The organism is Collinsella sp. AM42-18AC (genome assembly GCF_003467965.1).
GTDB lineage: Bacteria > Actinomycetota > Coriobacteriia > Coriobacteriales > Coriobacteriaceae > Collinsella.
Map to the genome: position 1 here is coordinate 223,658 of NZ_QSFY01000001.1, position 21,373 is coordinate 245,030.

Consider the following 21,373-nt stretch of genomic DNA (forward strand, 5'->3'; position numbering starts at 1 on the left):
TTGGCGCACATACCCATGTGTCGTGCATCTTTTTATGTAGGATAGACAAGTTACACATGAGGCAAGGTGATTCGAATGGCATACGGATACAATGACGGCGACCAACGGCCACAAAGCGTGCGCCTTGCCGGCCGCACCACGCCAACGCCCAGAAGCACCTCCGACAACGACAACCCGCAGCGCCCCCAAGAGCAACTCGGGGCTTCTTCGCGGCAACAAAGCCGTACCGTGCAGCAGTCAGACCGCGTGAGCACGAGCGCACGCCAACGCCAGATCGACACATCGCAGCCACGCCGCTACGATCTCCGTACGACCGACTACTACGTCAAGCGCTCCTTTTCGCGACCTCAACGCGATCGCGGCAATTCCGCCCCTCGCCCTGCGTCGCTCGCCACAAGCCACGCGCTTCCGGCCCGCCGCCTACGCCTTACGCTTTGCTCCATCGCCGCCTGCCTTGTCTTTGTGTTTTTGGGATCCTGTATCTCCCACGGATCAGCCGGTCTTGAGCCCACTGCCGAGGACAGGCTGCTTAAAGCTCCCGTCGCGCCCGGTTACTCCTTTGCGTTCTCGACCCCACGCTCGCAATGGCAGGCCGGCACCATGCCCCACATCTACCAAATTGACCCCGCATGGTCGGAGCTGCCCTATGCCGGTGGCACTATTCGCGAAAACGCTTGCGGTCCCACCTGCCTCACCATGGTCTATATCTTTAAGACCGGCCACACCGATAAGACGCCGGTCGATATATGCGCACTGGCCGAAGCCGGCAACTACGCCCCCACTGGTGCCACCGAGTGGTCGTTTATGACAGGCGGTGCGTGGCAGCTGGGACTCAACGGAACACAGCTCTATAACGATCGCGAATCGATTACCCAAGCACTTCGCTCGGGTGCGCCCGTTATCGCCGCAGTGCGCCCCGGTACGTTTACCAACGTAGGCCACTACATCGTGCTCTACGGCATCGACGATGCCAACCAGATTGAAGTCTTCGATCCCAACTCGGCCAGCCGCAGCGCCCGCCGCTGGGGCGTCGTAGAGGTCCTTAACGAAGTCGAAGCCATGTGGGCCTACTACTAGTCATTGGGCACTCATTGGGGACAGACTTAAATGAGTACCCACTCATCGGGGACAGACTTAAATGAGTGGTCCCAGGCTGCCCGGAACTGCCGGCTCGGAAAGTGCATCCCGCTTTGGAGTTCGATGACGGGATGTGCCTTCCGTTAGCGGCCTGCTTGGGAAACTGTGCCCCACTTTTCGGCATAATTCCGGGATGCATTTTCCGGTAGAGGACCCCGGGGAAACTGTGCCCCGTTTTGGACGCTCATTCTGAGATGCACTTTCCGCAGTTGATTGGTGCTACTCATTTAAGTCTGTCCCCAATGACCACCCAAAAGCCCCGCAGTCGGAGCGGACTGCGGGGCTCATGAAGAGAGGCTAGTTTGTGGGCGCTTTGCCTGGCGCCCACGAGAGAGGCAACAGAGTAGAGACTACTCGTGGATGCGGGTACCGGAGAGGCCGGCCATGGTCTCGGCGGCCTTGTCCAGAGCACCGATGATGCAGGTGCGGCCCTTGCGGGAACGGGCGAACTTGATGGCAGCGCGAACCTTGGGCTCCATGGAACCCTTGCCGAACTGGCCCTCGTCGGCCAGGCGCTCGGCCTCGTCGGCGGTGAGGTCCTCGAGCTCCTCCTGGTTGGGCTTGCCAAAGTTGATGGCGACATGCTCGACGGCGGTCAGCAGGAACAGAACGTCGGCATCGCAGTCCTCGGCCAGCAGCTCGCCGCCCAGGTCCTTGTCGATGACGGCGGGAACGCCCTTGTAGCAGCCCTTGTTCTCGTAGTCGCGGACGACGGGGATGCCGCCGCCACCGCAGGCGATGACGATGAACTCGTTGTCGAGCAGGTTGAGGATGGAGTCAGCCTCGACGATCTTCTTGGGATCGGGGGAAGCGACGACGCGACGCCAGCCGCGGCCGGAATCCTCGACGAAGACCTTGGAGGGATCCTCGGCCATGAACTCCTTGGCCTGCTCCTCGGTGTAGAAGGGGCCGATCGGCTTGGTCGGATTCTTGAACGCGGGATCGTCGGGATCGCACTCGATCTGGGTGACGACGGTGGCGGCGTGCCAACGCTTATAGCGCTTGTGCATCTCGCGGCCGATGCCCTGCTGCAGGTGATAACCAATGTAGCCCTGGGACATGGCGCCGCACTCGGGCAGCGGCATCTCGGGGGTACCGATGGCATCGTGGGCAGCGGCGAAGGCGTTCTGGATCATGCCGACCTGCGGGCCGTTGCCGTGGGTGATGATGATCTCATTGCCCTGCTCGATGAGGCCGAGGAGAGCGTGGGCGGTGTTGCTCACGGCCTCGATCTGCTCGACGGGGTTGTTGCCGAGGGCGTTGCCGCCGAGGGCGACGACAATACGATCGGGCTTGCCAAGAGGCTTAGACATTGCTGGAATCCTTTCTGTAAAAGGCCTACAACCCATTAATAACCCGCGTCCGTGCGATACGCGAGTTTATTAAGGTTTATATTCTCTTTATCGCTCATTTTATTCATTTTGAAAATACCTAAGCGGCGAACGGTCGATTTTACCCGCTCAGCGTAAAGAAGCCCAGTTCAGGCATATCTACGCCATTTACGTGCAACTTTATTTAAATAGAGCAGGGATTAGACCAGATTATGCAAACTATATCTTTGCTAAACACAAAACGGACAGCGCAATATCTTACTCGCACTATACGCGATTCTATACATTAATTTGACGAGTATGCACCCCTGCAAAAACATGGGGCTTTTCATCCAACATAAGGGATACCCGATCGCGCTTCACCCCGCGGCAAGCGACTGCGAGTTCGCAGTATGGAACTTTACCGTCGGCTTCTGCATGAACGCTGCCGACGCCCTTTCGCTCCTGCGCGCCCAAGCAGCCGAGAACGCTAACGGCGCCACTGTCAACCTGGCCACCCTCAACAACGGCGCCGCCAGCCTTTTCGCAAAGTACCGTGCTGGCTCGCTGGCTTTGAGGCCTAAGTGAGCTTTGCTATTTGCCAATTTTTGTATGATTTGGGTCAAATCTATTTGTCAATTTTTGTATGATTAGGGGCAAATCTATTTGCCAATTTTTGTCAATGAGGTGTTTTAATGCTACGCCGCAAGGTCACTGATAGGCTTTTGAGCTGGAAGAATAACTCCCATAAGGCCCTGCTTGTTACCGGTGCGCGTCAGATTGGCAAGAGCTATGCGATTCACGCGTTTGGAAAGAGCAACTACGCTTCGTATTATGAGGTCAATCTGCTACTTGATGCCGAGGCAAGAGACGTACTTGTTGGCGCTAAGAACTCCATTGACTTCATCAACCGTGTGGCCCTTCTTGCGGATGCACCGCTTGTTGAGGGAGATACGCTTATCTTCGTCGATGAGATTCAGGAGTATCCGCAGATCGTTACACTTATGAAGGCGCTGGTCGAGGACGGACGCTTTAGCTATGTCTTCTCGGGGTCTATGCTTGGGACTGAGTTTAAGGGGATCTCTTCTTTCCCGGTGGGGTATGTCGAGCACATTGTTATGCGGCCAATGGATTTTGAAGAGTTTTGTTGGGCAAACAGCATCAGCGAGAATGTGCTTGCAGACATCCGCAGCTGCCTTGTCGAGAGGCGTCCCGTCGAAAATTTTATTCATGAGGCGATGCTCAAAAACTTTAGAGCTTATATCGTTTGCGGCGGCATGCCGGAGGTCGTTCAGAACTATATCGATTCGGGCTATTCGCTCGTGAGAACGCGTGAGCTTCAAATTCAGCTAGTCGATCAGTACAAAAGCGATATCTCTAAATATGCATCGACTCGAGCGTTTAACGTTCGCTCCATTTTCGAGCAAATTCCCGTTCAGCTTGAGGCGGAGTCCCATCGCTTTATCGTCTCGTCTCTAGGCAAGGGAGCTCGTCTTCAAAAATACGAGCAGGATTTCCTATGGCTGGTGAACGCAGGCGTTGGATTGATGGCCCCCCAGGTGACGGAGGCACGAAGTCCTCTCAAGAGGACGGAGAAAACGACGGCCTTTAAACTATACGAGTCCGATACAGGTATGCTCGCATCGCGGTATCCCGGCAGCACGGCACGCGCCGTCTACCTTGACATGAAAACCCCCAACCTCGGCGGCCTCTATGAGAACGTGGTCGCACAGGAACTCGTTGCCCTCGGAGCAGATACGTGGTACTACCAAACGCGTGAGGTCGGTGAAGTCGACTTTGTAATCGAAGGTGCCCGCGGGCATGTTGTCCCAATCGAAGTCAAATCGGGCAAGAAAGTTCGAGCACATGCAGCCCTCGACCGTTTGATGAGTGTGGGCGAGTACAAAATTCCCGAGGCCGTTGTGCTGAGCCACGAAAACCTTTGCAAAGAGGGCAAGATCCTTTACGTTCCAATCTATATGACATTCTGTCTCGATGAGTTTATGGAAAAGGACGACCCCAACAACGATTTCTCGTTTGCACCCATATCTCTCTAGGTCATCTGAGTCCGCAAGCCAGCCCCCACGCCCAAAGTACTGCGCCTTTCGCGCCAAAGGCGCGAAACAGCAAGGGGATAGAAGGCAGCGACAACCAACTCCCCCACTATGCCCAAAGTGCTGCGATGTTTCGCGCAAAGCGCGAAACAGCACTGGGGCAGCAGAAGGCCACAATCAGCTAGCCCTCCATGCCCAAAGTGGCGCGTGGTTTCGCGGCCACGCCGCGAAACAGCGACCGGGACAAGGCACCCCCACAGCCACGTCCTTCATTCAGCCCCACAATCCGAGGACGTAGTCGTAGCAGGATCTGAGGGCTAACCTTCGCGGACACTCCGCAGGACGAAAGAACCCCCGCCGCACGTAGTGCGCAGCGGGGGTTCTTTCATGTCCGAGGACGTCCGCGAAGGTTAGCCCTCAGATCCTGCGGTGGGAGACCTAGGCCTCGTTGTACACCGTCTTGAGCTTCAGCAGGTGAGCGTAGCGATCCATAGCGGCCTGCTCGTTCTCCTTGAAGAGCTCCTCGGCGCGCTCGGGGAAGGAACGCGTCAGCGAAGCGTAACGGGCCTCGTTCATCAGGAACTCCTGATAACCGCCCGCGGGCTCCTTGGAATCGAGCGAGAACTTCTTGCCGGCAGCAGCCTCGGGGTTGAAGCGGAAGAGGTTCCAGTAACCGCACTCGACAGCCTTCTTCATCTCGGCCTGGCAGTTCTGCATGCCGCCCTTCTTGATGGAGTGCATCTCGCAGGGGCTGTAGCCGATGATGAGGGACGGGCCGTCGTAGGCCTCGGCCTCGTGGATGGCCTTGAGGGTCTGAGCCGGGTTGGCGCCCATGGCGACCTGCGCCACGTAGACGTAGCCGTAGCTCATGGCAATCTCGGCCAGGGACTTCTTCTTGGTCACCTTACCGGCAGCGGCGAACTGAGCGACCTGGCCCAGGTTCGAGGCCTTGGAGGCCTGACCGCCGGTGTTGGAGTAAACCTCGGTGTCGAAGACAAAGACGTTGACATTGTGGCCGGAAGCCAGGACGTGATCCAGACCACCGAAGCCGATGTCGTAGGCCCAACCGTCGCCGCCGAAGATCCAGAAGGACTTCTTGGTGAGGTAAGCCTTGTCGGCGAGGATTGCCTTGGAAGCCTCGCAGCCGCACTTCTCGAGCTCGGCAACGTAGGCAGCGGCAGCGGTCTTGGAGGCCTCGGCGTCGTTGACAGAGTCAATCCAAGCCTGGCCGGCAGCCTTGAGCTCGTCGGACGGACCATCGGCGGCGATGATCTCCTGGGTGGCGGCAATCAGCTTGTGCTGAACAGCCTCATAGCCCACGGCCATGCCCAGACCGTGCTCGGCATTGTCCTCGAACAGGGAGTTGTTCCACGCCGGGCCGTGACCGTCCTTGTCCTTGCAGTAAGGAGCGGTGGCAGCGGGGTTGCCCCAAATGGAGGAGCAGCCGGTGGCGTTGGAGATGAACATGCGGTCGCCGGCGACCTGGGTCACCAGACGTGCATAGGCGGTCTCGGCACAGCCGGCGCAGGAGCCAGAGAACTCCAGGTAGGGCTGTTTAAACTGGCTGCCCTTAACGTTGGCCGCGATGAGCTCCTTCTTCTCGGAGACGTTCTCGACCATGTAGTCCCAAACGGGCTGCTGGTCCATCTCCTGCTCGGTGGGAACCATCTCGAGGGCACCCTTGGGGCAGACCTTGACGCAGTTGGTGCAGCCCATGCAGTCGAGCGGGGACACGGCCATGGTGAACTTCATGCCCTTGGCCTTGGGGCCCATGGCGTCGAGCGTGCGGGTAGCCTCGGGCGCGGCGGCAGCCTCGTCCTCGGTCATCGCGAACGGACGGATGGTGGCATGCGGGCACACATAGGCGCACTGGTTGCACTGGATGCACTTGGTCTCGTCCCAGTGAGGAACGACCACGGCGACGCCGCGTTTCTCGTATGCGGAGGCGCCCAGCTCAAACTGGCCGTCGGCGCAATCGACAAAGGCGGAAACGGGCAGGCTGTCGCCATCCATGCGATCGATGGGCTCGAGCAGGTTCTTGACCTGCTGGGCGATGGCAGACTTGGTCTCCTCGGAGAGCTCGACGGGAGCGGCATCCTCGGCAGTTGCCCAGTCGGCCGGAACCTCGAACTTACGGAAGGCGGTAGCGCCGGCATCGATAGCCTTGTGGTTGGCGTCGACGATGGCCTGGCCCTTCTTCATGTAGGACTTGGTAGCCGCGTCCTTCATGTACTGCAGGGCGTCCTCGGCGGGCAGGACCTTGGCCAGCGCGAAGAAGGCGGACTGGAGCACCGTGTTGGTGCGCTTGCCCATGCCGACCTTAGCGGCCAGGTCGATAGCGTCGATCAGGTAGACGTTGACGTTGTTGTTCGCGATGTAGCGCTTGGCCACGGCGGGCATGTGCTCGGCGAACTCCTCGTCGCTCCACTGGCAGTTGACCAGGAAGGTGCCGCCCGGCTTGACGTCGCGGACCATCTTGAAGCCCTTAACGATGTAGCTGGGGTTGTGACAAGCGACAAAGTCGGCCTTGGTCACGTAGTACGGCGAACGGATCGGAGAATCACCAAAGCGCAGGTGCGAGACGGTGACGCCGCCGGTCTTCTTGGAGTCGTACTGGAAGTAGGCCTGGACGTACTTGTCGGTGTGGTCGCCGATGATCTTGATCGAGTTCTTGTTGGCGCCGACGGTACCGTCGCCACCCAGACCCCAGAACTTGCACTCGATGGTGCCGGGGGCTGCGGTGTTGGGCGCATCCTCGGCCTCGGGCAGGCTCAGGTTGGTCACGTCATCGACAATGCCGATGGTGAACTCGCGCTTGGGCTCGTCCTTCTTGAGCTCCTCGAAGACAGCGAACGCGGACGCGGGAGGCGTGTCCTTGCTGCCCAGGCCATAACGGCCGCCGACGACCTTGATGCCCGTCTTGCCAGCCTCGTAGAGAGCGGAGACGACGTCCTGGTAGAGCGGCTCGCCGATAGAACCCGGCTCCTTGGTACGGTCCATGACGGCGACCTTCTGGACGGTCTCGGGGAGAACGTCGACGAAGTGCTTGATGGAGAACGGACGGAACAGACGAACCTTGACCAGGCCGACCTTCTCGCCGTGAGCGTTGAGGTAGTCGATGACTTCCTCGAGCACGTCGCAGAAGGAGCCCATGCACACGACGACGCGGTCGGCATCGGGAGCGCCGTAGTAGTTGAACAGGCCGTAATCGGTGCCGAGCTTCTCGTTGATCTTCTTCATGTAGCCCTCGACGACGGCAGGGAGCTCGTCGTAGACCTTGTTGCAGGCCTCGCGGTTCTGGAAGAAGATGTCGCCGTTCTCGTGGCTGCCGCGGGTGTGCGGGTGCTCAGGGTTGAGCGCGTGATCGCGGAAAGCCTGGACGGCGTCCATGTCGCACATCTCAGCCAGATCCTTGTAGTCCCACATGGCGACCTTCTGGATCTCGTGGCTGGTGCGGAAGCCGTCGAAGAAGTTAAGGAACGGGGTCTTACCCTCGATGGCGGCAAGGTGAGCCACCGGCGAGAGGTCCATGACCTCCTGGACGTTGCCCTCGGCGAGCATGGCGAAGCCGGTCTGACGACAGGCCATGACGTCGGAGTGATCGCCAAAAATGTTCAGGGCGTGGGAAGCGACGCAACGCGCGGAGACGTGGAAGACGCCCGGGAGCTGCTCGCCCGCGATCTTGTACATGTTCGGAATCATCAGGAGCAGACCCTGAGAAGCCGTGTAGGTGGTGGTCAGAGCACCGGCGCCCAGCGAACCGTGAACGGTACCGGCTGCACCTGCCTCGGACTCCATCTCGACGACCTTGACCGGGGTGCCGAAGATGTTCTTGCGACCCTGGGCCGCCCACTGGTCGACATGGTCGGCCATCGGGCTGGACGGCGTAATGGGATAGATTCCCGCTACCTCGGTGTACGCATACGAAACATATGCGGCCGCCTCGTTGCCGTCCATAGACTTAAACTTACGCGCCATATACCCCTCTCCTCTCATATAGGTATACAGGCCCCGGCGATCGCCGGGATGTTGGCGTGATGGGATTTACGCTGTTGCTTCCAATCATCTGGCAGGCAGGCTCAGCAGCAGGTACGTGGCGTGGAGAGAAGACATGCCGAGGCGAGGGGCAACTGATGCGCCCCACAGACCCGACCGCCCGTCTTGCACATGACCGAGCGCCGCAAAGGCCGCATGCCGGATGCTCCCGGGCACGCCCCGGCGATGGGAGGCACCCGCAACGGAAATCCGCATGCGGGTTTATTGTACCCCGCCGCCAAGTGTAATTTCGACAAATATAGGTGGGCGGTAAAGGTTTACCTCGGGTGACCGCCAAGGGCCAAAATGAACGCTTCGTCCCCGGGCGATTGGCCCTGGCGCGCCATGGAGTGTCCCGGAGTGCCGGCATAAAAGGAACGTCCCCATCTGCCGACTAGAGGGCGCCGACGCCGAGGAGGATAGCGTAGGTGGTGGATTCGCCAAGTCTGAGCTCGTCGCCGGGGTTGAGCTGAGCGGAGCGGCCGGGCTCGACCTGGATGCAGACGTTCGTCGCGCCGTTTACCACCATGGTTCCGTTGGTGGACGACAAATCCTCGACGTGCCAGATATTTTGAGCATCGCACCAGATATGGGCATGGCGGGCCGAGACGTCGTCGGTGATGCCGCCCTCCCCCGTTGCCAGCGCGCCGATCTCAACGCCTTCCTCACTCGGCTGAATCCAGCGCGGGACGCTCACCACGTAGCCGTTTTGCACGCACAGCAGTCCCAGCGGATGCGCCGGCGCGACCTCGTGCTCGCCCGCGACCGAAGATGTGCTCAGCGAGCGCGGCGTCGACGTGTCGCCGCCACGGGTCGCATGAGCGCGGCGGCTCGCCCGACTTGGAACTAAGGCGGGCGTGAGAGCAAACGGCATAGGGAACGAATCTTGCGGATGTACTCCTCGACGTCAGGCAGGTAAGCCCCACGAAGTCACCGGGGAGGCCCAAGCGGCCCGGCACCACTTCCAGATTCTGACCAGGGCGAGTCGTTCGCCGGTGGCTGAAGGCTCGCTCCCACCCAAAAGGGGAGATTCGCGTTGTTCCCCAATCGCTCTCGCATCTTTCATTTTGCTCGAGGTGGGCTATAAAAACTTTCCTGGTGAAAGGCGGCGATTGGTTTCCTTTCTTTCTAGAGGAGCGCGCCTGTAATCTGTTTTCATCCTAAATCAAGTTAAGATCGGACCTTCCAGAGGCAAGTCGACTCAAACTGCGAGGCTCCATGTTGGAATAAAGAGCGCTGTCGAAGTGCCAACAACACAAAGCTTGCCAGTCTCAAATAGAACCTTTTGGGAGTCCGATTGGGCCGCACACCGAATCCCCGCTGGTGGTTTTTTATAGCTGCGCAACAATAAACAAGGTTAGTGCCAGTCCAGCATGAAATTGAGGAACGTATGCATTTTTTCTCAGTAAGTGATCGTCGTTACTGCTTCGATGAGGTCACTCGCAATTGCTTTCAGGTTGACCAAGCATCAGAAGATGCGCTTCGCATATTTGAAGCATCGGGAAGAACGGTCAACTCGAAGTTGCTAACAAAGTCACTTGCTGCGAAAGGCTACGACCAAACGACCATAGCAGAACTTGAAGACGACATTGATGAGTATCAACGATTGTCTGAGCGGACTTTCTTAACAAAAGACACGCCTCGAAAACTTAGATCCATCGAACTCCACGTTTCACATGCATGCAACCTTGGTTGTAGTTACTGTTTTGCCGGTAAAGGAGATTATGGAACGTCTCCTCTGCTGATGACAGACGAGATAGCCTTCAAGGCGGTCGACTACCTCGTCGCAAGTTCATCGGAAAACGAAACGCTTGCAATCGTCTTTTTTGGTGGGGAACCCATGATTAACGAGCCGCTGATATGGAAAACGGTCGACTATTCAAAAAGAATATACCCCAATAGAAACTTTACCTATTCTATTACGACCAACGGAACGCTTTTGAATGACACTGCTGTGAATTCTTTCAAGGAGCACGGGTTTTCTGTTCTGATTAGTCTCGATGGTACAGGATGCAAGCACGATGCATCGCGCCCGTACAAGACGGGAGGCGGCTCTTTCTCCGATATCGACAAAAACGTTCGTCGTTTTTCCGAGTCGTTCCCCTTCGGCGCAAGAGCGACCTTAACAAATAATAACTGTAACCTTGTTGAAGACTATCTTCAGTTTAAAGAGATGGGCTTCAGAAGGATTTACTTCTCGCCCGTGAGCTCATTCGATGAGAATATCAAACTCGACGAACACTCATTAAACAAAATCAGGGCGGGCCTAATAGATTTGGCGGATCAATATCTCAAACAGATTGATCAAGGGGAAAAGCCCTTGTTTAGAACATTGAAAACTGCAGTTGATTTGATTATGAGCAACAGGATCGCCTTTGTCGGATGCGGGGCTGGCAGGCGTTTTATTTCCGTGACTCCCGAAGGGGACGTATACCCCTGTCACAGGTTTGTCGGGATGATGCGATTCAAAATGGGCAACATCGTCACCGGAATTGACGAAACTAGGTATATTGAAAACTGGAGTCAGGGTGTCGAAAAAAGAATTGACTGTACGGACTGTTGGGCTCGGTCTTTCTGTGGTGGGGGCTGTAGCTGGGAGGCTGCAGACGAGCACGGCTACTTGCCCAAGAGTCTACACCCTGCATCATGTGAATATAGAAAAATGTGCTACGAGATGGCTTTTGACCTTATTTCCCGCCACTCATCTTCGCAGGAGAAAAATCAACGAGAAGCTACTGTATCGGAATAAGCGGTTCAGCGCATTGCTGTCACCATTGTGGAGGTGTTCGTTCTTCTGATTACCGTCTGCGAAGCTTATTGCTACGTTCGCCGAAACCATTCTAGAAATATGGTGAACTAGACATCTTGGTTTGTTATACACAATATTGAGGTTTTTCTGCACTCAAAGGGAGGTAGTCGTGAAGCATATTCATCCGATTAATCCAGGAAGTGGCGACGAGGCAGGCGTGAAGCCGATGTCTTTTGACTGCCTCTTGGGCATTACTGACATCTGTACTGTTTATGATAAAGCAGATGGCTGTGGTGCATACGATTACTGCGACTATGACATGGATGGCGGCAGCATCTGCGTTGTAGATCACTGTGGCATTGATCAAACGTAGTCTCTAATTGGATTAAGGTGAGGAGCTGTTATGAAGCATATCCATCCTGTTGGTTCAAATGAACATACTCCCGTTGAGCCTTGTTGTCTTGGAGTTGATATATGCAATTTTTACGACATCGCCGAGTGCCCTGTTGCGGATTGGTGCTATGTCGATAAAGAATCAAGCTGTGTTTTGCCAGCAGATTGGTGCGATCCAGTTGACGAGTAGTTTTTGTGTCTAGGAACTATTTGGTCCAATTCAAAATAAGATGGGGACAAATACCAAAATCTCGTGTCTGGGAGGAGTTATGCCATTATTGCAAGGTCTCGTTGGATTAACCTTTGTACTTGCTTTATATCTGGCACCTTTTTTATTGTTATTCTTCATTATCCGATTCTTTCTTCGGAAAAAATAGGAGTATCACGCAAACATTAGCGTAGCTTTCTTCCAATATGAGCCGAGCATTGGCAAGTGGAATAAGAAGCCCGACCGTTCGTCACATGAAAGTGATCGGACGGGCCTCTCAATTTAACCCGGGCCGCCACCCATAGCGGCTTTCCGGGCGTATTTTCGGTGCAAAGCAATCGTCAGTTTAATCCTATGCGTCGATACCGCATTTCATTTGTTCGGCTCGTATTCTACGGCCTTGTAACCCTCGCACTCTCCGGCAAACGGATTGAACACGAAGGCAGAGATGATGTGTGCGTGGACATCGAGGCTGCTGTAGGCAACATACTGGGGCATGGACCCCCGCTGCGCGTGGCATGCGGCCCGGCATATTCATTGCCGTCCAACCCCGTGTAGTTGCAGCAAAGGGTGGAACCTCAATGCTCAGCTCATGTTGTCCGTGGGACACGAGAATTGTAAGTACACTTTGGTGTGATTCTCACGATGATACTGAGCCACCTGGAATAAGATACGTCGCGACAACACTTCGCTTCACCTCTGTCTCGACAAGACAACGTAGACTAAAGTTTCCTTTAGTAAGAGAATGAGAACTATATCTGAAAGCGTTGCGATGGCGTGAAGGCACCGAGTCCGAACCGACTGAATGCTACGTGCATCTGCATCGCTTTTTTGTTATCTCTGTCAGTTGGGTAGCACTACACTTGTCAGCATTTACCCCGGTACATGCTGCCTAAATCCACTACCCCTTCTACCGCGCCGACCATCTCGTCATCGTGAGAGACAATGATGATCAGCTGGCTTTGCTTGTTGCGCTTAACATAGGCCGCAAGCTCGGCGCGGCTTACAGCGTCTAACCCAGTCGTGGGCTCGTCGAGTACCAAAACTGACGACTTGCGTGAAATCGCCGACCATAAGTACACTCGGCGCAGCTCACCGCCCGAAAGCGCGGAGCAACGTTTCCCGAGCAACTCCTTCACGCTGTTTTCCAGCGAAAGTAGGCCATCTACACCCCGGTGATAGGAAGAAAAGGGCGTGTCGAAATACTCTAACAGCTCTTTCACCGTTTCGTCCGGCGCGAAGCACGACTGTGGGCAGCACGATATCTCTCTCGCACGTATGTAATCCAAGTCGCATTCTTCGATTGGCACGCCGTTGTATTTTACTTTGCCTTTCGATGAGTATAGCCCGAGCATCAAGTAAAGAAGTGACGTCTTGCCTCTTCCGTTTTCCCCAACTATGCAATATGTACCAGGACCGGAAAACTTGAAAGAAAACCCGCCGAGGACCTCTCGGACAGATCCGTCTGGAAGGGCAACCGAGAATTCCAAATCAGATACCGAAATGTCATTTATTTCATCGAGTTTAGCTAAATCGGTCCGATTCCACCCCGATCTCTCCTTTTCTCTCGTCGCGATAGCCGTCCTATCCCATGATGCTTTGGCATCTTGATAGGATTTGAACAATGACATCATACTTTTCAAAGTCTTAAAGAGAACCGCGAAGTATGTACCGATGATAGTGTACTCGCCTATTGACATAGTTCCGTTAATGATTCGTACTCCGGAAACAACAAGTATCACCGCTTGAAACAACGCTGCGAAAAGACCATCGAGCGATGTCAGAGAATATGATAGCTTTCCGGAGCGCAAAACTTTGGGAAAATAGCTCTTAAACCCAGCGTCGAGCGCTTGTTCGCTCTTGCCGTACGAAGATGTCAGTTGAATGTTGAGAATCTGATTAAGCTGCGATGCAATTGCGGCGTAAAAGGCGCTGTCCGCCTCTTTCTTCTCATACGTGACCCTATACAAAAGTTTCCTCAACCCAGTAATTACACAGAAATACACGATGAGGAGAATGATGGAAAACACCGCGAGAGTTGAATCAATTGACCATATGATAAGCAATACGATGGGAATGGCTACAATGGACAGCGGCGCACTGATAAAATTCGCCAAAACGAAGGATGAGACCACGCTAGAGTCGGAAATAATCCGTTGCGTTGTATAGGCTGGATCGATGGTCCGACTCACCAAGTAATCGTCTCTTTCAAAACGCAAGACGGCCTCCCTGAGAAGATCAAAGGAAAGTCTCGTGGTTATGCGAATGGAAAGTGTTCCTGCAAAATAAGTAAAGAGGGTGGAGAAAACTCCTATTGACGCAACCAGGAGCGCGAAGAGTACGGCGTCTCTTTCGCTGCGGTTACCGAGAAGAAAATCTAAGAATTTCCCGTTCACGTATGGCATGGCATAGGAGAGAGCGGTTCCAATCACCGTGATAGCAATGAAGACGAAAGCCCCTTTTGCTCTGATGAACCTCGAGAGAACGCATCGAATCAAGGAAGGCCCCAATCTACCCGCCACAAAACATCAATCACTGATACCTTACACCTCAACACAACAGGAGCGAAGATTTGCCAATGAGACTGCTTTAAGATTGCCTTGGGCCAATACGATCTCAAGCTCTTCCTACAAGAGAGTCGGAATCGGACATCTCCTCCGACGAACCTGGCAATCGGGCGGTTGAAATATCTTTTTCAACCGGCCGATTGCCACAATAGATTTGAGCATCCGCCCACAAACGTCCGCGTTTTATACCCATCAAATCCTTTGCCTTTTGTCGTCTAGACTAGAAAAATCGCTCGAAATAACTCAACCGGCCTGCTCGCTTGAAGAAACCTAAGCCCGTAACGTAGATGTGCAAACTTCCGAAACGCCTTGCGCGGCATAGTGCGTATAAACTTCGTCAACCGCCTCAGAAATATCTGAGTATCGCGCCGGGTCAAAAGCATACGATGTCGCAGCTATACCCTGCACCCATTCGGAACGCGGATTAATTGAATAGCCACACAGCATCATCATACATGCATCTAGACCTGATTTCCCAAGTATCCGACGTATTGATGAGAGCATCGCGGGTCGCCCCCGCACCATCGTCGTCACCCCTATTAGCAGTATTTACCGTTTTTCTCTAAATGCGTATCGCCACCCTTAAGAATACGAAGTGTTTTATCCAGACCCGATTGTCCTCCATCTCAAACGAAGGGATAAGGAATCTCATCCGGAATCGGCAGTAACGGAGGATTCACAACGACAAGCGAAAAACATGAGTCATCTCTCAGAGGGGAGTAAAGGCTCCCCTCAAGCACCCTAGTTTCGTCATCCAAAGAGTTGATGGCAGTGTTTTTCTTACAAAGGTCGACAACAAAAGGGTTGATTTCTACAGATGTTACATCCATGCCACAGTTGGTAAGTATCAGGCCCTGTATTCTGGGGCCAGAACACAAATCGAGAGCCTTCCGTGCGCTCTGCGGTGTAAGGCGCCAATCTCAGCAAATCTGTCCCACAATACTGCGCTGAAGAACAACACGGAACCCCTGAGCCAAACTCCCCTATACCTTATTAAGGCTAAGACAGGCAAGTTCACGCACCCGGCATATTCCAGAATAACATCCTATTGTTTTAGATGCTCTACAAGCATGAACAGCCGCGAATCGGAAAGATCTTCTAGTTTCGCCCCGACTGACCGCCAAGGGCCAAAATGGCCCCTCCATCCCCGGGCGACTGGCTCTGGCGCGCCGAGGAGTGTCCCCAAGTGCCGGCAGAAAAGAAACGTCCCTATCTGCCGGCTAGAGGGCACCGAAGAGGATGGCGTAGGTAGTGGATTCGCCGAGCTTGAGCTCGTCGCCGGGATTGAGTTGGGCGGAACGGCCGGGCTCGACCTGAATGCAGACGTTCGTCGCGCCGTTTACCACCATGGTTCCGTTGGTGGACGACAAGTCCTCGACGTGCCAGATATTTTGAGCATCGCACCAGATATGGGCATGGCGGGCCGAGACGTCGTCGCCGACGTCGGTAATGTCGCCCTCACCAGTGGCCAGCGCACCAATCTCAACACCCTGCTCACTCGGCTGAATCCAGCGCGGGGCGCTCACGACAAAACTGTTTTGCACGCGCAGCAAGCCCAAAGGGTGCGCCGGGGCGGGTTCGCGTTCGCCCGCAGTCAGCGACATGCCAAGCGAACGCGGCGTGGATGTGCCTCCGCCGCAGGTCGCGTTCGCGTAGTCGATGGCATAGTTCACCGAGGACCGCACATCCGCCGAACAACCGACGGCGACAAACAGCACCAGCACGACCTCGGCGCGCTCGGCGGGCATGAGTTCCGCCGCCTGGGACAGGCGATCGAGCGCGTTGCGATAGAGATTCGTGTCCTGGTGGCACTCTTCGAGCGCGCGTACCATCGGTTCACCTGCAGGACCGCACACCATATTGATTACAGCCGTGGAGTCCATGGGATTGCGCTGGCGCAGGGCCAGTTGCGACATAATACGCGCAGCCGAGGTACCGTATTCGGCAAAGTAGCGCTGCTGAAGCGTGCCGACCGGCGCGCGAACGATAAAGCGGGAAACCCAAGAGCGATCGGCGGCTCGGCTCTGCGGGCTGCGGCCGTCGGCGAGCGGACGGGACGAAAGCACCAAGCCGCACAGCTCGATATGGCTCAGATGCGCTGCGCGCTTAAAGATGTCAAACATGGCCCCGCATGGGGTGAGCTCAACTTGAGATGCCATGACCTAGGCCTCCTTGGTCGTAGAAATAGAATCGGACGATACTTCGACAGGTCCGCCAAAAGTACGGACAGCTGCGGCTCCACCGGCAAGCGGAGTCGCCATCTGGGCTTTTGTGCGTCGCGGTGCCGAAACGGGAAGTTCAAAGGCAAAGCCCATCGCAAGCAAAAACCACGTAAGCGTATAGGTTGCAACCAGAGCGGCAACAAGGCCGCCCATCACGGCGCGTTGGGAAAATACGCTACATGCAGCCACAACCAGCACCGGAACCTCGCAGGCAGAAAGCGCAAGCACACCCTGCAGGAAGCCCGAGCGCCGATCGCGCGCAAGTGCCCCCGCGGCAACGCCGGCTATGCCTGGCAGCGCCAACGCCAGTGCGGCAATAATACCCGGTAGCGACCCAGACCACACGAGCGATCCCAAAGTCGCCGTCACGCGAGCGCCCGACGCCAGCAGCGCGGCCGAAACCACGACCACAGCCCAAACCACGCCACAGACGACCGTCGCGCCGACCATCAGCGCGCGACGAACCGCGCGGCCAGACGCATCCATGGGGCACGGCGTGAGCGGCTCGCCGCGGAGCGAACGACCGACATTTTGCGCATAGTGGTCACAAAACGCCGAGAGCGCCGCCTCGACCGCCGCCGGCTCGGGACGATCTTTTTGATGGCTGGACAGACAGGCCATCACCACGTCGAACAGCTGGGCATCGACAAACGCCAGCGCATCGCGTAGCTCCTCGGAATCCGGCTCAAGCCCCAGCTGCTGGGCCTGCTCGGCCGCAGCGAGCGCCACATCGGGCTCACGACGAAGCAGCTGAGTCAAATCGCAACCGGGCGCATGGGCACCAATGGGATAGTCGGGCAGCGTGTCCATCTTGAGACGGTAGGGGCTGGCGATGTCGCGCGTCTTTTTGCGCGAACCCGAGGTGCCCGAAGTGCTCGGCGCGGCTTCGTATGGCGCGGCGCCGGCAATGAGCTCGTAAACCGTGCTTGCTGCGGCATAGACGTCGATCGCCGGCGACATACGCAAAGCGCGCAGGTCGGGAATATCGTCGGTGAGCATCTCGGGCGGGGCATAGGCAACCGTCGCGCGACGCAGCGTGGCATAGCGCTCCGTAAACGACGCCTTGCCGCCGGTACCGGCCACGGCCGACGCAGGCTCAAGCGTCAGCGACGAGCCAAAGTCGATCAGGCACAGGTCAAAGGTGCCCTCGGCAAGCTGCCGGTCAAGCGGTAGACGCGCCGTACGCACCATAATATTAGCGGGCGAGATATCGCGATGGACAAAGCCCTCGCCCACCAGGCTCATACGGCAGAGCAGATCGAACAGGTCGCGACCCAGACGCGCCGCCACAAGCGGCGATAGGCGGCCGGCATCGTCCACGGCAAAGCGCGAGCGCAAGCGGGCGAGCGTCTCGCCCTCGACCCATTCCATGACAATTGCAGGCACACCGTCGACCTCGCCCCAGCCATAGAGGCGGGGAAAGCCCTTAAGGCCCGAAAGGGCGCGATGGCATTCGTATTCCTCGCGAAACGCCGCTTTGAACTTGGCGACCAGCGCCTCATGGGCGGCGGCATCGTCAAACTCATCGCACGTTGGCAAGATGAGCTGCTTGAGTGCCACGGCCTCGCCTTGGGCGTTGACGGCACGCGTCACGCGGCCGATACCGCCACGGCGCATGGTGGCATCGTCGGCAAACAGTATCGTAAAACGACGCAGATAGGCAGGCAGTTCGTCCTGACCGAGCGCAATGGCCGGCTCAAACCCGTCGACACGCGCCAGGCGCAGGCCGACCATGGGATCGCGACCGAGCGATTGTGGTGTGGTGGATGCAAGATCGGTCATCATAGGGCAAGCGCCGCCACGTTATTGTTGAAGTTACCGAGCGCGACGTCATCATCGCCGTAATGGCCGACCCATTGACATAGGTTGGTGTAACAGCCCCACAGATTGGCATACTGCTGATACCACTTTGACCGGGGCGAGAATGTCTGACGACCGAACTCGGCTCGAATGACAAACATCTCCCCGACCAGGCTGTCGCACGGCCTGGGATCTCCCGTAGAGTTATAGGTCGAGACCACGTCATTGGCACGAGAAACATAGCCGTCGAGCATGTTGTACTTGGTCACAAGCCAGCTGTGAATGCTCTCTTCCTCAGCAGCGGAAAGGCCACCGGAGTTTGCATCGTTGTCAGTGTTGCCGCCCGTCGAGCCGCCGTTTCCAGACCCTCCGGCAGAGGAACCCGACCCAGAGCCACCGCCCGAACTCGACGAATCCGAGCCGGAGCCAGAAGTATCCGAGCTACCGGGCTTTCCGGACTGCTGGGCGTCCTGCTCCTTCTGCTGCTCGACCTTATTCACCGTTGCCGCCACGCTATTGTTGGACAACCGATCGATGATCTTGGTGTTGGTGAGCACGATGGTTTTGCCATTGGCAAGCGTGACTTCGTTGTCCGGGGCCTCGGCGCCGTCCGCGTCGCCGGTGCCAAACACAATATGCGCGACCACACTTGCCCAAGCATATCCAGTCGTGGTCCCCAGGTCACTTTTGACCTCATGCCCCACGCGCGGTTCGCGTGCGGCATGTGCCTGCATCATGGACGGCACGGTCATGCCATAGGCAGAAACGCCAGCTATGACCAGCACCAGCGAGCAAGACAGCAGTGCGTACGCCCGCGGCGCCAAGCCCAGTCGGCGTCGCATGCGCACCGCGGCGCCGCGCTTTGTCTGAGTGCCACCGGGCCGCATGCGTTCTCCTCCAACAAAAACACGCCGCTCGGGAGCGGCGCATTCATTCGAATCCATATTTGAGTGTATCAGCGAACCCAAAAGGTTGCGCAACGAATGGGCAAATTAAGGATGCGAGTGGAAGCATCCATGCGATAAGCGGATACAAAGCATCTTTGTTGCACAACAAACTTACAGTCGCACGGGGAAATTATGGCTACCCCGTGCGTCGCGATGAAGACATACGGCAGGAGCAGGCTCGCCACCTAAATCGTGCGACGGGCCTCGATGGCGCGCCCAAGCGTAAGCTCGTCGGCATACTCCAGGTCGCCGCCCACGGGAAGGCCGCTCGCCAGACGCGATACCTCAACGCCCAGCGGCTTGATAGTGCGGGCCAGGTAGCTCGCCGTGGTCTCGCCCTCGATATTGGGGTTGGTGGCGATGATGACCTCGTGGATGTCCTCGTGGCCCAAGCGTGCCAGCAGCTCACGAATGTGCAACTGCTCGGGACCAATCTTGTCCATGGGACTGATCACGCCGCCCAATACGTGGTAGAGACCGTGGTAGCTGCCCGTGCGCTCAATCGCCTGGACATCGCGCGGCTCGCCCACCACGCAAATGCGAGTAGTGTCGCGCATCGAATCCTGGCAGATGGAGCACTCGTCGGCCGTGGCGTAGTTAAAGCAACGGCTGCAAAAGTGGACCTCCTGCTTAACCTCCAGGATGGCCTCGGCCAGGCGGCGGGCCTCCTCGGCATCGGCCTCGAGCAGGTAATAGGCGATGCGCTGGGCCGACTTGGGACCAATGCCCGGCAGACGGCCCAGCTCATCGAGCAGTTTTTGCAGACTGTGATTCGCACTCATATATATGCGTGTCTTAGAACGGCATGCCCGGGATGTTGAGGCCGCCGGTGATGGCGCCCATCTGCTTGTTGGCGAGCTCGTTGACGCCGCGGACGGCCTCGTTGACGGCAGCCATGATCATGTCCTGCAGCATATCGACGTCCTCGGGATCGAGGGCATCGGGGTCAATAGTGAGGTTGACGAGCTCCATCTCGCCGTTAACGGTCACCTTGACCATACCGCCGCCGGCAGAGGCGTCGACGGTCTGGGACTTGAGGTTCTCCTGCGCGGCGGCAAGCTGCTCCTGCATCTTGCGAGCCTGCTTCATCATCTGCTGCATGTTCATACCGGCCATAATGGCTCCTTTACGTGCGGCCGCACGCCGAGCTGCAAGGGCAGCCGGAGCGCGGCGGGACTTTCAAGCTCAAAAATCGTACCACGGCGTGAGGCCAGCGAACGGGGCGGACACGCTACCTCAGTCGATATACATGTCCTTGAGCGTGACGCACGCCCAAGATTATGCAAGGTCGAATTATGCAAGGTTGCATAATTATCTCAAGCTACATCTAGCAGAGCTGGAACCAGGCAGTTTATGCGTAGGGCTACAAGGCTACATGGCAAAATGCCGAGCCGCTGCTCGAGGCGGCACGCATGGCGGCTGGGTATAATTTGATTGTCATAGATGACGATTTGGAGGTGCCCTCGTGAATGTCCCAGCCGTACTCCAAAACATCCGCTCAAAACACCCCGTTGCATATGTGGTTCTCTATCTCTTTGTCGTCTGGGTATTACTGGTTATCATCACCCATGCCATAGCTTTTGGAGCAGAACTGCTGATAGCCAGCTCGGACCAGCCCGTCGTCAAATGGGAGACGACCGATGAATGCACCGACGGAACCCGAACCATTTACTACAACAGCCCGTCCCTCTACCAAGAGTTCAAGGTCAAGATAAAGGACTCCAAGATTGTCGATGCCGAACTGGGCTCTTTATTTACAATCGGAGCAACCGTCAACGCCGAGCAAGTCGAGTACACGGACAGCCATGCGACGTATCGTATCGACCTCAGCATCCTAGGCCGACCGTCACGCGCCTGTCTGCTCGAATGCGATATACGCGGCACCACGTTGCACATGTCCGAAATACAGATGCGCCCGGGCAAGGGGTTCTCTTCTTGAGCAGTATACCCG

Annotated in this window: 17 protein-coding genes and 1 pseudogene; 7 read left to right on the plus strand and 11 right to left on the minus strand. The window is 56.6% G+C overall.

Features of this window, described 5'->3' with window-relative positions; translation table 11 throughout:
• The first annotated feature begins 75 nt into the window (after positions 1–75).
• The gene (locus tag DW913_RS10105) at positions 76–1,077 is read left to right on the plus strand and encodes a C39 family peptidase (RefSeq protein ID WP_233541964.1); all 1,002 of its coding nucleotides are present in this window, start codon (positions 76–78) and stop codon (positions 1,075–1,077) included.
• A gap of 410 nt (positions 1,078–1,487) precedes the next feature.
• Here the strand turns inward: DW913_RS10105 and arcC are convergent, their stop codons facing one another.
• Entirely contained in the window at positions 1,488–2,450 is a 963-nt protein-coding gene (arcC, locus tag DW913_RS00935; RefSeq protein ID WP_006235166.1) for a carbamate kinase, read from the minus strand.
• A 336-nt stretch (positions 2,451–2,786) separates the two neighbouring features.
• Between arcC and DW913_RS00940 the strand changes: the two genes are divergently transcribed.
• Together DW913_RS00940 and DW913_RS00945 are read left to right on the plus strand one after the other, a co-directional pair.
• Positions 2,787–3,035, plus strand: coding sequence for a hypothetical protein (locus tag DW913_RS00940; protein WP_147349619.1), 249 nt, complete (start codon positions 2,787–2,789; stop codon positions 3,033–3,035).
• Between the two features lie 107 nt (positions 3,036–3,142).
• On the plus strand, positions 3,143–4,504 hold the full coding sequence (locus DW913_RS00945) for an ATP-binding protein (protein WP_117797254.1): 1,362 nt from the start codon (positions 3,143–3,145) through the stop codon (positions 4,502–4,504).
• Positions 4,505–4,939: 435 nt separating this feature from the next.
• On the opposite strand, the gene nifJ is transcribed toward DW913_RS00945, so the two are convergent.
• On the minus strand, positions 4,940–8,479 hold the full coding sequence (gene nifJ / locus DW913_RS00950; RefSeq protein WP_117797256.1) for a pyruvate:ferredoxin (flavodoxin) oxidoreductase: 3,540 nt from the start codon (positions 8,477–8,479) through the stop codon (positions 4,940–4,942).
• A gap of 451 nt (positions 8,480–8,930) precedes the next feature.
• Positions 8,931–9,410 carry an FHA domain-containing protein gene (locus tag DW913_RS00955; RefSeq protein ID WP_117564921.1) on the minus strand — a complete coding sequence of 160 codons (480 nt, stop codon included), beginning with the start codon at positions 9,408–9,410 and terminating at the stop codon, positions 8,931–8,933.
• Positions 9,411–9,926: 516 nt separating this feature from the next.
• Here DW913_RS00955 and DW913_RS00960 point away from each other — a divergent pair.
• The 3 genes from DW913_RS00960 to DW913_RS09980 all read left to right on the plus strand — a co-directional run bounded on the left by DW913_RS00960 (position 9,927) and on the right by DW913_RS09980 (position 11,868).
• Positions 9,927–11,285 (plus strand): radical SAM protein, encoded by a 1,359-nt coding sequence (locus DW913_RS00960; protein ID WP_082421808.1) that lies wholly within the window; start codon positions 9,927–9,929, stop codon positions 11,283–11,285.
• A 169-nt stretch (positions 11,286–11,454) separates the two neighbouring features.
• Positions 11,455–11,658 (plus strand): hypothetical protein, encoded by a 204-nt coding sequence (locus tag DW913_RS09975; protein ID WP_124785779.1) that lies wholly within the window; start codon positions 11,455–11,457, stop codon positions 11,656–11,658.
• 30 nt (positions 11,659–11,688) lie between these two features.
• The gene (locus tag DW913_RS09980; protein ID WP_128620790.1) at positions 11,689–11,868 is read left to right on the plus strand and encodes a hypothetical protein; all 180 of its coding nucleotides are present in this window, start codon (positions 11,689–11,691) and stop codon (positions 11,866–11,868) included.
• 390 nt (positions 11,869–12,258) lie between these two features.
• Here DW913_RS09980 and DW913_RS10210 read toward each other — a convergent pair whose 3' ends face one another.
• The 8 genes and pseudogenes from DW913_RS10210 to DW913_RS00995 form a co-directional block, all read right to left on the minus strand.
• The gene (locus DW913_RS10210) at positions 12,259–12,384 is read right to left on the minus strand and encodes a hypothetical protein (RefSeq protein ID WP_255413194.1); all 126 of its coding nucleotides are present in this window, start codon (positions 12,382–12,384) and stop codon (positions 12,259–12,261) included.
• A 368-nt stretch (positions 12,385–12,752) separates the two neighbouring features.
• Positions 12,753–14,384 (minus strand): ABC transporter ATP-binding protein, encoded by a 1,632-nt coding sequence (locus tag DW913_RS00965; protein ID WP_055310069.1) that lies wholly within the window; start codon positions 14,382–14,384, stop codon positions 12,753–12,755.
• A gap of 695 nt (positions 14,385–15,079) precedes the next feature.
• Positions 15,080–15,346 (minus strand): annotated as a pseudogene (locus tag DW913_RS10265) (methyltransferase); the annotation flags it as partial.
• Positions 15,347–15,673: 327 nt separating this feature from the next.
• Positions 15,674–16,612, minus strand: coding sequence for an FHA domain-containing protein (locus tag DW913_RS00975; protein ID WP_117797258.1), 939 nt, complete (start codon positions 16,610–16,612; stop codon positions 15,674–15,676).
• A 3-nt stretch (positions 16,613–16,615) separates the two neighbouring features.
• Entirely contained in the window at positions 16,616–18,460 is a 1,845-nt protein-coding gene (locus tag DW913_RS00980) for a hypothetical protein (protein WP_117797260.1), read from the minus strand.
• Complete coding sequence (locus DW913_RS00985) at positions 18,457–19,362, minus strand: hypothetical protein (protein ID WP_117564927.1); 906 nt, start codon at positions 19,360–19,362, stop codon at positions 18,457–18,459. The genes DW913_RS00980 and DW913_RS00985 overlap by 4 nt, the downstream gene beginning before the upstream one ends.
• Before the next feature lie 245 nt (positions 19,363–19,607).
• On the minus strand, positions 19,608–20,204 hold the full coding sequence (gene recR, locus DW913_RS00990; protein ID WP_089573257.1) for a recombination mediator RecR: 597 nt from the start codon (positions 20,202–20,204) through the stop codon (positions 19,608–19,610).
• Positions 20,205–20,217: 13 nt separating this feature from the next.
• Positions 20,218–20,538 (minus strand): YbaB/EbfC family nucleoid-associated protein, encoded by a 321-nt coding sequence (locus tag DW913_RS00995; RefSeq protein ID WP_006235174.1) that lies wholly within the window; start codon positions 20,536–20,538, stop codon positions 20,218–20,220.
• Between the two features lie 349 nt (positions 20,539–20,887).
• Here DW913_RS00995 and DW913_RS01000 point away from each other — a divergent pair, with 349 nt between their 5' ends.
• A complete protein-coding gene (locus DW913_RS01000; protein ID WP_117648547.1) occupies positions 20,888–21,361 on the plus strand; it encodes a hypothetical protein in 474 nt (157 codons plus the stop codon).
• Positions 21,362–21,373 lie beyond the last annotated feature (12 nt).